General features: G+C 46.2%; 9 protein-coding genes. 5 read left to right on the top strand and 4 right to left on the bottom strand.

Annotated elements, in window-relative coordinates; genetic code table 11:
* Positions 1–11 precede the first annotated feature (11 nt).
* The 3 genes from VRU48_RS11185 to rlmH are packed head-to-tail and all read right to left on the bottom strand — an operon-like array spanning position 12 to position 1375.
* Positions 12–149 (bottom strand): hypothetical protein, encoded by a 138-nt coding sequence (locus VRU48_RS11185; protein WP_330108009.1) that lies wholly within the window; start codon positions 147–149, stop codon positions 12–14.
* A gap of 49 nt (positions 150–198) precedes the next feature.
* Positions 199–909 carry a tetratricopeptide repeat protein gene (locus tag VRU48_RS11180; protein WP_330108008.1) on the bottom strand — a complete coding sequence of 237 codons (711 nt, stop codon included), beginning with the start codon at positions 907–909 and terminating at the stop codon, positions 199–201.
* On the bottom strand, positions 902–1375 hold the full coding sequence (gene rlmH, locus VRU48_RS11175; protein ID WP_330108007.1) for a 23S rRNA (pseudouridine(1915)-N(3))-methyltransferase RlmH: 474 nt from the start codon (positions 1373–1375) through the stop codon (positions 902–904). The genes VRU48_RS11180 and rlmH overlap by 8 nt, the downstream gene beginning before the upstream one ends.
* 186 nt (positions 1376–1561) lie before the next feature.
* On the opposite strand from rlmH, the gene VRU48_RS11170 reads away from it, so the two are divergent.
* Positions 1562–3379: a MutS-related protein gene (locus VRU48_RS11170; protein ID WP_330108006.1), complete on the top strand. Its 1818-nt coding sequence runs from the start codon at positions 1562–1564 to the stop codon at positions 3377–3379.
* On the opposite strand, the gene VRU48_RS11165 is transcribed toward VRU48_RS11170, so the two are convergent.
* Positions 3376–6420, bottom strand: a complete 3045-nt coding sequence (locus tag VRU48_RS11165) for a PKD domain-containing protein (RefSeq protein WP_330108005.1) — start codon at positions 6418–6420, stop codon at positions 3376–3378. The two genes, VRU48_RS11170 and VRU48_RS11165, sit on opposite strands and share 4 nt — an antisense overlap.
* 101 nt (positions 6421–6521) lie before the next feature.
* On the opposite strand from VRU48_RS11165, the gene VRU48_RS11160 reads away from it, so the two are divergent.
* The 4 genes from VRU48_RS11160 (at position 6522) to VRU48_RS11145 (ending at position 13289) form a co-directional block, all read left to right on the top strand.
* A complete protein-coding gene (locus tag VRU48_RS11160; protein ID WP_330108004.1) occupies positions 6522–7874 on the top strand; it encodes a GH1 family beta-glucosidase in 1353 nt (450 codons plus the stop codon).
* A gap of 173 nt (positions 7875–8047) precedes the next feature.
* On the top strand, positions 8048–10765 hold the full coding sequence (locus VRU48_RS11155; RefSeq protein ID WP_330108003.1) for a DUF1553 domain-containing protein: 2718 nt from the start codon (positions 8048–8050) through the stop codon (positions 10763–10765).
* Between the two features lie 6 nt (positions 10766–10771).
* A complete protein-coding gene (locus VRU48_RS11150) occupies positions 10772–12283 on the top strand; it encodes a DUF1501 domain-containing protein (RefSeq protein WP_330108002.1) in 1512 nt (503 codons plus the stop codon).
* A gap of 73 nt (positions 12284–12356) precedes the next feature.
* Positions 12357–13289, top strand: a complete 933-nt coding sequence (locus VRU48_RS11145; RefSeq protein ID WP_330108001.1) for a sugar phosphate isomerase/epimerase family protein — start codon at positions 12357–12359, stop codon at positions 13287–13289.

Here is a 13289-nt window from a genome sequence, read left to right as displayed (position 1 = left end):
CTTCGCTTGCCTTAGCTAAAGAAATAACTGTAGGCATACCAGGCTATTACCAGTACGATCAAAATGGTAACGGTAATGTTCATTACTTTTTTCTCTTTCGAATTATCGGTTCTAAACTTGTAATTTCTTTTATAATCGCTCGGTAACATGAATCCTCCTTTTTATTAAACGATGAAAAACCTCAAACATTTCCATAAACTATTTGCAATAAGCAGCCAGCATTTGCTTGGCATTGGCATGGCCTAGCGCCATGGCTTTTTTAAAATCGACACAGGCCTCTTCTTTTTGCTTGTTGTTGAGCCTGGCCAAACCCCGGTTTACATAGCTGTTGGCATTTTCGGGATTGAGGGCTATGGCTTTCGAAAAATCGGCTACGGCACCGGCAAAATCCTTTTGGTAGCCACGCAAAACCCCGCGTTGAAAATAAGCTTCCTCTTCCTCTGGGTTGGCCTTGATGGCACTATTGTAATCGGCAATGGCCAGTTTGTCGTTTTTGAGTTCTCTGTACGCATTTCCCCTCACCAAATAAGCCGATGGATAATCACTGTCGAGCTCAATTAATTTATGGAGATCGGCCACAGCCCCTGCAAAATCCCTGAGCATATATTTGGTAATGCCGCTGCTGTAATACAGGATTTCGTTTTCGGGCGCAAACCTGATGGCCGCTGTAAAATCGGCAAGTGCCGACTTGTAGTTTTTGAGGTCTTTATAGGCCAGTCCGCGGTTAAAATAGTTTTTCCAGTCGGTAGAATCCAATTCAATGGCCTTGTTATACGATTCGATGGCGCCTTTGTAATCTTTTTGCCTTGCTTTTTCCATGCCGACATTAAAATGGTCTAAGCCAGATTGTTGCGCATGGGCACTTGCCAAGGCAAAAAAAGCAACGAAAGTTAATAATAGGCTACGCATGGTGATAAGGTTCGTTTTTGAGGATGGTAAAGGCACGGTACAACTGCTCTACAAAAAAGAGGCGTACCATTTGATGCGAAAAAGTCATGTCTGATAGCGATAAGCTGCCGTTGGCGCGCTTGTAAATGCTGTCGTCAAAACCATAGGGGCCACCGATAATAAATACCAGGTGCTGTACGCTGCCGATCATCTGTTTGTTCAGGTATTCGGAAAAGGAAACCGAGCTGTGCTTTTTGCCCTTTTCGTCGAGCAGTAGCACTACATCGCCGGGATTCAGTTGCTTGGCAATCAGTTCGGCCTCTTTGGTTTTCTGTTGGGCTTCCGTAAGGTTTTTAGTGTTTTTGATGTCGGGAATAATGACAAAGCTAAAATTAATGTAGTGCTTTAAGCGGTTAAGGTACTTTGCTATGCCTTCGATCAGGTATTTGTCTTCTGTTTTGCCAACAGCTACTAGCGTTATTTTCATCTTAATATAATTTTGAATGACTGAATGAGTGAATGATTGAATTTTGAATGGTACCTCGATTCCTTCAATTTTTCAGCCTTCGGCTTCTTTAAGCTTTTTGCTTTGGTCTTTCTGTTTCATTCGCTCATTTATTCCTTCTGTCGTTGTTTCGTAGTATCTTTGGCGCACGATCAAAAAACAAATATAATGTTAAAAAGCCAGCAAGAAATCGAAAATAAATATAAGTTGCGTGCCACCGAGCTCAGCGGAACAATCGATGGCCTTAAAAAGAGCATCGACAAATTGTCTATGGTGCGCATTGCCTTATTGCTCGTCGAAATTGCATTTTTTGTTTTCTTTCTCCAATCGGCCAATGATACCGAGATCTTTTGGAGAGGATCGTTGCTGGTGTTGCCGATAGCCGTTTTTATACTCACCGTTAAAAAACAAAATGCCCTCAGCAAAAACAAAGACTATTTGAGCAGCCTTTTATGGGTTTACGAGAACGAATTGGCTTTATGTAGGGGCGATGAAAACAAATATGCCCATGGCGAAAACTTTAAAGAGGAGAACCATGCCTACACAGCCGATTTGGATGTTTTTGGCCGGTCGTCGCTTTTTGCGCTCCTCAACAGGTGCAGTACCAAAGTGGGTACCGAACGTTTGGCCCAAAGCCTTGCCTTAACCGATACCCAAGAGGGCATCATTGCCAGACAGGAAGCTATCGTGGAAATGGCGAGCCATATTGATCGTACATTCGAGTTGAGGGCCAATTTAAAGGGGCACGATGTCAGCCAGATCGAACAGATCAAGCAAAAACTGAAAGGTCTGCTGGCCGAGCAGCTCAAGTTTACCAGAAACAAACCTTTGCGCTTGTATGTAAAAATATTGCCTTATGTGGCTTCGATTTTAACTTTGACTGCTATTATTGTTGGCGGTAAACTGTGGACTGTTTTAATGCTGATTGCCTTTATCAACGCTACGCTTACGTTGGGCCAGGGCAAAAAAATCAATAAGGTGTATTACGGCTTTAGCGGAGGTTCGGCATTGCTGAACGATTATGCGGCTGCCATTAAATGGACGGAGGAAATCAATTGGCAGAGCAGTTACATCAAATCTCTGTTCTCGTCCACAAAACAGGTGAGTGCCCAGATTAAAAAGCTGGCTAAAATTATACAGGCTTTTGATGCCCGCTTAAACATTCTGCTTAGTGCTATCCTTAACTTTTTCTTTTTGTGGGATTTGGATTGCTGCATCAAACTTGACCAGTGGAATACAACAGCCGAAGTAGAAAACGGACTGGATAGGATCGGTTATTTTGAAGAGCTTATTTCGATGGCCACTTTGGTGCACAATGAGCCGACTTGGACTTTTCCACTCATCGACGAAGGCTTTTCGCTATCGGCAACCGAGCTGGGCCATCCGTTGATTAAACAAGTGGGCAGGGTGTATAACGATTACCAGCTAGAAACACAAGCAACCGTTGATATTGTAACCGGCTCTAACATGGCCGGAAAAAGTACTTTTTTGCGAACCGTTGGCATCAACATGATCTTGGCTTATGCCGGTGCGCCGGTTTGTGCCAGTCAAATGCGGCTGTCTATCTTCAAACTGGTTACCTATATGCGTATTGTAGATTCGCTCAAGGAAAGTACTTCTACCTTTAAAGCCGAGCTCAACAGACTGAAAATGATTTTAAATACCGTAAAGACTACCGAAAATGCCATGGTGTTGATTGATGAAATGCTGCGTGGAACCAATAGCCGTGACAAGTACTTGGGTTCGAAGGTTTTTATCGAAAAGATGATCGAACTTCGGGTGCCTACGCTATTTGCTACGCACGACCTGCAATTGTCTGAGCTTCAGGCAACCCATTCGCAAACCGTAAGAAACTTCCATTTTGATATCCAACTGGCCCAAGGTGAAATGAGTTTCGACTATAAGCTTAAACATGGCCCTTGCAGCACGTTTAACGCAGCTATTTTGTTGAAAGAGATTGGATTGGTGCTCGAGGAGGAGCATTAGCGGATCAAGGTGAGCGAACCCGTATATTTTACATCCTGATTGGCAATGTTCTTGCCCATAATTACGTAAAAATAAACCCCAACCGGCACTGGTTTGTTGTTGTAGGTGCCATTCCAGTTTTCGAAAATACTGGTAGTTTGGAAAAGGTTTTCGCCCAGTCTTGAATAAATAAAGAGGTGATATTTTTTAAGATTGGTAATGCTCACCACAAATTCGTCGTTGGTACCGTCGCCATTGGGCGAAAAGGCATTGGGTACAAATAACGAGGCATTTTTCAAGATCACCAAATCGCCTTTGGTTACCGAATTGGAACAACCTTCGTCGGCATAGGCCGTTAAGGTAATTTTAAAGGTACCGCTCTGGGTATAGGTATGGGTGGGGCTGGCCAAGGTAGATTGGCTGCCGTCGCCAAAATCCCAAAGGTAAGAATCGGCATCTTTAGAGTTGTTGGTAAAAACGATAGGCAAAGGCGCCGAAAATTTGGCATTGAACTGGGGCTCGGTGTTAAAAATGGCCACGGGTATCTTGGCAATAGGCGGTACCATAAATTGAACAGCATCGCTTTGGCAATCGCCGGCTTTAAGTACAATTTGGTAAGTGCCTGCTTGTTTAAAATCAGTTAGTGGGACTTCTATTTTAGCGGTATTAGCCGTAAATCCGTTAGGCCCGGTCCATTGATAGGCTACGCCATCTACTTCATCAACTTCCAGTTTCATCACATCGCCAATGCAAAATTTGGTTTGATTAGCCGTAATTACTGGTGTGGCAGGTTTCAGTTGCACTTCTAATTGTTGCGAAATGCTTACCGAGCAACCATTGGCATTCTGTACGGTTAAAGTAATGGTCTTAGTACCCGTGGTGTTGTAAGTCAGCGTGCCATCGCCATTGCTGGCTGTAGTTAAGGTCTTGACGCCAGCGCCTGCATCCCAAATGGCCGTAGCAAAATTAGTAGATTGGTTAACCAGCGTAAAGCTCTGGTTAGCTTGGCAGACATTGTTGCTTACAATTTTGAATTGTGCTTCTGGTTTGAGGTAAATGGGCGGGATGCTGAGGGTAGTTACATCGCTTGCACAATCGCCAACCTGCACGTAAAGCTGGTAATCGCCAGCATTTTCAGGGCCGGTAATCACAACTTCAGGATTTTGCTGGTCGGAAGTAAAGCCATTCGGCCCTGTCCAATGATAGGTGGCAAGATTAGTGGCCGGGACACTTAATTTAAGAGTTTCGCCAATGCAAAATTTGGTTTGATTGGCCGTAATTACTGGTGTGGCAGGTTTCAGCTGTACTTCTAATTGTTGCGAAATGCTTACCGAGCAACCATTGGCATTCTGTACGGTTAAAGTAATGGTCTTGGTACCCGTGGTGTTGTAAGTCAGGGTGCCATCGCCATTGCTTGCCGTAGTTAAGGTCTTGACGCCAGCGCCTGCATCCCAGGTAGCGGTAGTAAAATTAGCCGATTGGTTAACCAGCGTAAAACTCTGGTTGGCTTGACAAGCATTGTTGCTTACAATTTTGAATTGTGCCTCCGGTTTAAGGTAAATGGGTGGGATAGTGAGCGTAGTTACCTTGCTTACACAATCGCCAACCTGTACGTAAAGCTGATAATCGCCAGCATTTTCAGGTCCGGTAATTACAATTTCAGGATTTTGCTGGTCGGAAGTAAAACCATTTGGCCCCGTCCAATGATAGGTAGCCAAATCGAGATCGGGTGTGCTCAGCTTGAGGGTTTCGCCAACGCAGAGCTTGAGGGCCGAAGGAGTAATTACGGGTGGCGAAGGCGTATTGGCCACCATAAACTTGACGGTGCTAAACACGGTACAGCCATTGGCGCCCTTGGCCTCCAGCACAACCGCTTTTTCGCCAGGCGTAGCATAGGTGATGTTAAAAGGGCCTTCGGTATTGGCCGTGGCTATGTTGGCGCCCTCGCCAAAAGTCCATTTTAAGGTATTATAATTAGATGAAAGACTGGTGAAAGTATAGCTCTGCTGAAATGTACAAGGGTTGATCTTATCCATTTTGATTTCGGCCGTTGGCCCAACAAATTCGGTAGTGCCACCAAATTGGATATGAAAGCCATTGTTGCCAGGAGAAAAATTGTCGACAATAAGCGCATAGTTATGCCCGGCTATCATGTCAACATATTTGACGAAGCCGTTTTGTCCGGGCACACAGCCTAATTCTTCGCGCAGATCGGTCTCGGTTAAGCTCAAGCCGGTTTGATTGTAAAAAGGTGTACAGGTAACGCCGCTTCCGGAAGCACAGCGGATGGCATTGGCGGCTGTTACTTTGCTGCAGTCGCCACCCGGTCCCAAATCATACAATACCCAATCAATATCATTGTTGCGAACGGTAGGGGTTATGGTAAAAGTAAAAGTGCCGTTTTTGCCTGCCGTCCACATGTACCAGGCCGAGTTTGATTCGGTGCCGAGGCAGGTTCCAGCGGTTTCGGTGTTCTTTAAGCCAGCACCAGCTACATTGGTTTGGGTAAATTCTTCCATTTTGCAGAGGATAGAAACCGTGCTACAGTCTTGACCGGGCTTAAGGGGGGCAAAATAATTGTTCACGCAGAGCTTAAAAGTGCCTTCAGCGTTCATGGCGGCGCTTACCCTGATGTAGTAAACTGTTCCAGGGGTTAATCCGTTCTTGGTAATGCTGCTTACATTGCTCGACGTAAGCATGGTTGTAGGGAGTTCGGCCGAGGAATTGGTAGCTGGGTCGAAGGTATAGATAGCTACCAGCGGATTGACCAGTGTATTTGTACTTGCGGCATTGTCTTTGCCGTTTACGGTAATGTTAACATCGAATTTGGTGGCGGTAAACTTGAACCACACGTCTTTTCCAATGGCACCGCCCCAATTCATTGGTATGCCTCTTGCGGTTGTAGTAGCCTCTATATTGCTGTATTTGGCATCTTCGCTACAAAAAGCATCGGTATTGGCTATATTGATGGCTTTGTCTATTTCATCGTTCGGAGGCGTTACGCGATGGGCATGAGCGCCCAAAGTCAGCAAACATAAACAGATGATAATCAAGCGCGTCATTTCATAAAAATAGAAAAAAAAGCTTTGTTTAGCCAATTCACAATTGTTAATATTAACTTAACAGGAATAATTGACCTTAGCAAAAATTAGCCAGTATAGAAATGTTTAAAGCCAGCGATTTTGGTCCTGATTTTTTATGGGGAGTTGCCACTGCGGCCCCGCAGATAGAGGGCGCTTCGAATACTTATGGTAAAGGCGCCTCTATTTGGGATACTTTTGCCAAGCGAACAGGCAAAATCAAAAAAGGCCATCAGCTTGATGTGGCCTGCGATTTTTACCATCGCTACCGGGAAGACATCGCCTTGGTCAAAACTTTGGGCTTTACCGTTTTTCGCTTTTCTATTTCCTGGTCGCGGGTGTTGCCACTGGGCAAAGGGCCGATTAATGAAGAAGGCATCCGTTTTTACCATAACGTAATCGACGAATGCCTGAGCCAAGGGCTCATTCCTTATGTTACGCTGTACCATTGGGATTTGCCCGAAGCCTTGTCGCAATTGGGGGGCTGGACGGTATTTAGCATCAATGCCGATTTCAATGAATTTGTAATGCTTTGTGCCAAAACCTATGGCGATAAGGTCAAAAACTGGATTATAATAAACGAGCCGTTCGGTTTTACTTCGCTTGGCTATATGCTTGGCGTTCATGCCCCAGGCGAAACCGGGCTAACCAATTTTTTGGCGGCCGCACAGCATACAGCCATTGCGCAGGCTGATGGTGGCCATATTTTACGCGCCGAAGTGCCCAATGCCCGTATCGGGACTACTTTTTCGTGCTCAGAAATCATACCTTATACCTCAGGAGCCAACGATTTGCTGGCTGCCAAACGGGTTGATTGCTTAATGAACCGTTTGTTTATAGAACCGGCTTTGGGCATGGGCTTTCCAACGGCCGATTGGGATGTGTTGGAGAAATTTGCCGTAAGCCACTCTACCTGGCGCCACGTTAAACGCATGACATTCGATTTCGATTTTATCGGCCTGCAAAATTATTTCCCTTTGGTTATCCGGTACAACGCCTTTATTCCGGTTGTACAAGCCTGGGAGGTCAAAGCCAAGAACCGCAACAAACCCCATACGGCCATGGGCTGGGAAATTAATGCCGACAGCTTTTACAACATCATCAAACAATTTGCCAGCTACTCCAAGGTGAAGGAAATCATAATTACCGAAAACGGGGCCGCCTTTAATGATAAGTTGACGAATGGCCATATCCACGATGAAGACCGTATCGCTTTTTTTAAACTGTATTTAGCTGCGTTGCTCAAGGCCAAAAATGAGGGCATTAACATCACCGGTTATATGGTATGGACCCTGATGGATAATTTCGAATGGGCCGAAGGTTATCAGGCCAGGTTTGGCATCGTGCACAACGATTTCAAAACTCAGCAAAGAAGCATCAAAGACTCGGGTTATTGGTGGCAGCAATTCTTGGGCGCCCAACCAAGGCTGCTGTAGGTATGCTTACTTCAAGGCTAGTCATCGTAAGATAGTCCATTTTTAGCGTAAGATATTACATTGTTGTAGTCTAAATTTCTCAGGATATTTAGGTATCTTCCTATACTGTTTTATTTTTTACTTCGGTATAGCACTTTAACAACACGAAATTGTTTATGCTATCACAAAAAAGAATGCTTCTGGCCGTAGTTTTTGTAACGGCCACAGCCTTAGTTGCCTTCTCCCTGTTTTCTGCCGAAAAGCAGATTGATTTTAATGCGGATGTAAAGCCTATCCTTAACAAAAAATGCATCAGCTGCCATGGTGGCGTAAAGCAGCAGGGCGGCTTTAGCGTATTGTTTCGCGAAGAAGCTTTAGCGGTTACCAAAAGCGGCAAACAGGCCATTGTTCCGGGCCATCCAGAGGAAAGCGAATTTATTAGACGCCTAAAAACTGACGATCCCGAACAACGGATGCCTTATAAACACGAAGCGCTGAGCAAAAATGAAATAGATATTTTAAGTACTTGGGTTAAGCAAGGTGCCAAATGGGGCAACCACTGGGCCTATGTGCCGGTAAAGTCAACGCCATTGCCCGATGTAGACAACAGTTGGGTACGCAACGGCATCGATAAATTCATTTATGCCAAACTCGAAGAAAACAAGCTGAAACCCTCGCCACAGGCCGATCGGGCCACTTTGTTGCGCCGGGTTAGTTTAGATTTGATTGGTACCTTGCCTTCGGAAAAACTGGCCAATTTGTACCTGAATGGCAAAGACGAAACCAAAGCCTATCAATTGCTGGTCGATTCGCTGTTGGCTTCGCCACGCTTTGGCGAGCGCTGGGCGTCTATGTGGCTAGATATTGCGCGTTATGCCGATACCAAAGGCTACGAATCAGATCCCAACCGTAACATTTGGGCTTATCGGGATTGGGTAATCAAGGCTTTTAACAACGACATGCCCTACAACCAGTTTGTGACCGAGCAGGTGGCCGGCGATTTGTTGCCCAATCCTACGGATGCACAATATATTGCAACAGCCTTTAGTCGCAATACACCAACCAACGACGAGGGTGGCACCAACAACGAAGAATTTCGAACCGCTGCGGTACTCGATAGGGTAAATGCAACCTGGGAAGGGCTAATGAGTACCACTTTTGCCTGTGTGCAATGCCATAGCCATCCCTACGATCCGTTTAAGCACGACGAATACTACCAGTTCATGTCGTATTTTAACAATACCCGAGATGAAGACGTGCCTGCAGAATACCCTTTACTCAAACAATTTAACGATTCGTTGAGCCGTGAACTGAAACGACTCGAAAACTGGGTGGCTCAAGTGGCCACGCCGCAAAGGGCCAAAGCCATCAGCCTTTTTTTAAAAACTGGACAGCCATCCATCAACTCTACTACAGCCGACGAGCTGAAAAATGCCGTGATAGGCAATAACAACATCGCTTTGTTTTTTAAGAACAATGCTGTAGCCCGTTTAAAAGCGGTTGATTTGGAGCAAGTAGATCAGCTGATTTTCAGGTACAATACCAATAAACCAGGCGGAAAAATGAGCCTTCATATCGATGCGCCAAACGGGCCTTTGCTGGTTTCGTGGCCCTTGGCTACGGGTCCGGGCTATCAAAATGTAGCTGTCGATTTTAAGGCGCAGCATGGTATTCACGATGTGTACCTGAGCTACAGCAATCCGACAATCAAAAATCCCGACGAGTTTACAGTCTTTTTCGATTGGTTTCATTTTGCCCCGCAGTTTCCGGGAAAAGGCCAACCCGGCTACGCAGCCTATAAAAAAACATTCAACGATTTGCTGAATGCCAATGTGCCTACCACACCGATTATGGTGGAGAATCCCATGGCTATGCGTCGCAAAAACTATGTGTTCGAACGTGGTGCCTGGACCTCAAAAGGCAAGGAGGTAAAGGTAGGCGTACCACATTCACTGGCCTTTGCCATGCCTAAAAACGCCCCTGACAACAGGATGGGCTTGGCCATGTGGCTAACCGACAAGCGTAATCCCCTCGTATCGCGAACCATGGTTAACCGGCTTTGGGAACAGCTGTTCGGAACAGGCTTGGTCGAAACGCTCGAAGATATGGGCACGCAAGGTATGCCTCCAACACATCAGGAATTGCTCGACTATATGGCCTACCAATTCATGAACCAATACAACTGGAGCGTCAAGAAAATGCTCAGGGAAATGGTCATGACGGCTACCTATCAACAGGATTCGAAAGTTTCGGAAGAACTCAAGGAAAAAGACCTCTTCAATAAATTTTATGCAAGAGGAGCAAGGATTAGGCTCAGTGCCGAACAGGTTCGTGATCAAGGCTTGGCCATTAGCGGGGTGCTCAGCACTAAAATGTATGGTCCGCCGGTCATGCCCTGGCAGCCAGAAGGCATTTGGTTCTCGCCCTACAATGGTGCCAAATGGATCAAAAGCAATGGCGAAGACCAGTATCGAAGAGGCATTTATACCTATTGGAAACGTACAGCGCCTTATCCATCGGCTATCGCATTTGATGGAGCTTCGCGTGTGGTGTGCAGTCCTCGGCGCATACGAACCAATACGCCTTTGCAGGCCCTGGTTACCCTCAACGATTCGGTTTATGTAGACATGGCCAGGCATTTTGCCTCGCGCATGCAACAGTTGGGAGGCAGCAACATGGCCAATCAGATTGCAAAAGGCTACTCGGTGATTTTGTATAAACCTATTCCTGCCAACAGGTTAAAAGTATTTGAAGATTTATATGCCAAGGCCTTGGCAACCTTTAAAAAAGATGCGAAAGCCACTTCGGCATTAATGGGCGATAAGCAACAAGTTGCAAAACCCGAAGCGGCTGCCCTGGTGTTGGTAGCCAATGCCATGCTCAATTTAGACGAAGTGGTAACCAAAAACTAAAGAAACATGACCAGAGATGAACTGAATGCCCATAGATTGGTTAAAGAAGCCCAAGAAGCTACGTTGAGAGGCTTAAGTCGCAGACATTTTTTAAAGGAGAGTGCCTTTGGCTTAGGCGCATTGGCCATGGGCTCCTTATTGGGAAGCTGTGGTGGCCTGTTTAGCAAGCCACAAACCCAAATCAACTACGATCCGGCACATCCGCTATTGCCCAAATCGCCACCTTTTGTAGGTAAGGCCAGAAGCGTAATCTACCTGCACATGGCTGGTGCGCCCTCGCAATTGGAACTGTTCGATTACAAACCCGAGCTCATGAAAATGGACGGTCAGGATTGCCCGCCTTCGCTATTGGCCGGAAAGAAGTTTGCCTTTATTACCGGTGTGCCCAAAATGCTGGGCCCACAGGCTGTCTTTGCCCAACATGGCCAAAGTGGTGCAACCATTAGCGAAAACCTGCCCCATTTTTCTACCATGGCCGACGAGGTCAGTTTCCTAAAAGCCGTTAAAACAGATCAGTTTAACCATGCGCCTGCGCAGTTGTTGGTACATACCGGCAGCCCGCGTTTGGGCAGGCCGAGCATTGGCAGCTGGGTAACTTACGGTTTGGGAACCGAAAACCAGAATTTGCCGGGTTATGTAGTGCTTACCAGCGGTGGCAGTTTCCCTGATGCAGGTAAAAGTGTTTGGGGCAGCGGGTTTTTGCCATCGGTTTACCAAGGCGTGCAATGCAGAAGCGAGGGCGATCCGGTGCTGTTTATCAAAGACCCCGACGGAATGAACCGCGATTTGAGAAAAGCCTCTATCGAAGCCATCAATAAGGCTAACGAACAGCAATACCAAGAATACAACGATCCAGAAATCCTGTCGCGCATTGCGCAGTATGAAATGGCTTACCGCATGCAAATTGCCGCACCCGAGGTGATGAACATCAACGACGAGCCGGCCTACATCCACGAAATGTATGGCACGCAACCCGGCAAGGCCTGCTTTGCCAATAATGTGTTGCTGGCGCGCAAACTGGTAGAAAAAGGCGTGCGCTACATTCAACTGTTCGATTGGGGTTGGGATGCCCATGGCGATAATCCGACCAATTCGCTCAATATCGGCCTAAAAAATAAATGTAGGAGCATTGATAAGCCCATTACGGCCTTGTTGCTCGATTTGAAACAAAGAGGTCTGCTAGAAGAAACCTTAGTGGTATGGGGCGGTGAATTTGGCCGTACGCCGATGATGGAAAACCGCAATGGCGTACAAAATCCATTCAAAGGCAGAGACCATCATACCGAAGCCTTTACCATTTGGATGGCTGGCGGAGGCATTAAAAAAGGCTTTACCCACGGCGAAACCGACGAAATAGGCTACAGTGCCATCAGTGGCAAAGTAGATGCCTTCGATGTGCAAGCCACCATTTTAAACCAACTGGGATTTAACCACGAAGAGTTTACCTATCCGTTTCAAGGCAGGCCATTTAGGCTTACCGATGTGAGCGGCAAAGTAATCAACGAAATTATTGCTTAACCAAAAAATCATTCCCCATTCAATAATTCAATCATTCTCTCATTCAGTCATTCACTCATTTCACCACTCAAACATGGCTCAAACCAGAAGAAACTTTTTAAAGCATACCACCGCATTAACGGCCGTAAGCCTGTTAAATCCGCTGGCCGAACTAGCTGCTCAGGAAATGCCTCGCCTCAAGGCCAAGGCCGGCTATGAATTGCTGTTTATGCAAACCGATTGGGGTTTTTCGGGCAGTCGCGACGAATTTTGTGCGGCGGCTAAAAAAGAAGGCTACGAAGGCATAGAGGTTTGGTGGCCAGATAAGGCCGAAGACCAAAAAGTACTCTTTGATGCCGTAAAAAAGCATAAATTGCAAATTGGTTTCCTCTGTGCGGGCTATCAGCCCAATGTAGCCGAACATTTGGCGCTTTTCAAGAAAAATTTGGATGCCATTTGCGCCAATCCTTATCAGCAACCGGTGTATATCAATTGCCATTCGGGCAGGGATTATTTCACCTACGAGCAGAACAAACAGTTTATCGATTATACCACAGCCAAAACAAAAGCCACGGGCATTCCTATTTACCACGAAACACACCGGAGCCGTATGCTCTTTGCTGCCCATGTGAGCAGGGATTTTGCCGAAAGAAACCCCGATTTGCGCTTAACCCTTGATATTTCGCATTGGTGCAATGTACACGAAAGCTTGTTGGCCGACCAGAAAGAAACCGTAGATTTTCTGCTGTCGCGGGCCGAACACATCCATTCGAGGGTTGGCCATGCCGAAGGCCCCCAGGTAAACGACCCGAGGGCACCCGAATGGGAGAACGTCGTAAAGGCACATCTGGCGTGGTGGGACAAAATCATCGAACGTAAAAAACAGAGAGGTGAGCGCATGACCATTCTGACCGAGTTTGGGCCTATTGATTACATGCCCGCCTTGCCCTATACCCGTCAGCCATTGGCCGATCAATGGGCTATTAATGTGTACATGATGAATTTGTTAAGAAAAAGATACCAGTAG

This window comes from Pedobacter albus (assembly GCF_036324255.1).
In the GTDB taxonomy this organism is placed as follows: domain Bacteria; phylum Bacteroidota; class Bacteroidia; order Sphingobacteriales; family Sphingobacteriaceae; genus Pedobacter; species Pedobacter albus.
The sequence above is the reverse complement of the archived record's forward strand: the minus strand, read 5'-3'. Positions and strand labels throughout refer to the sequence as shown.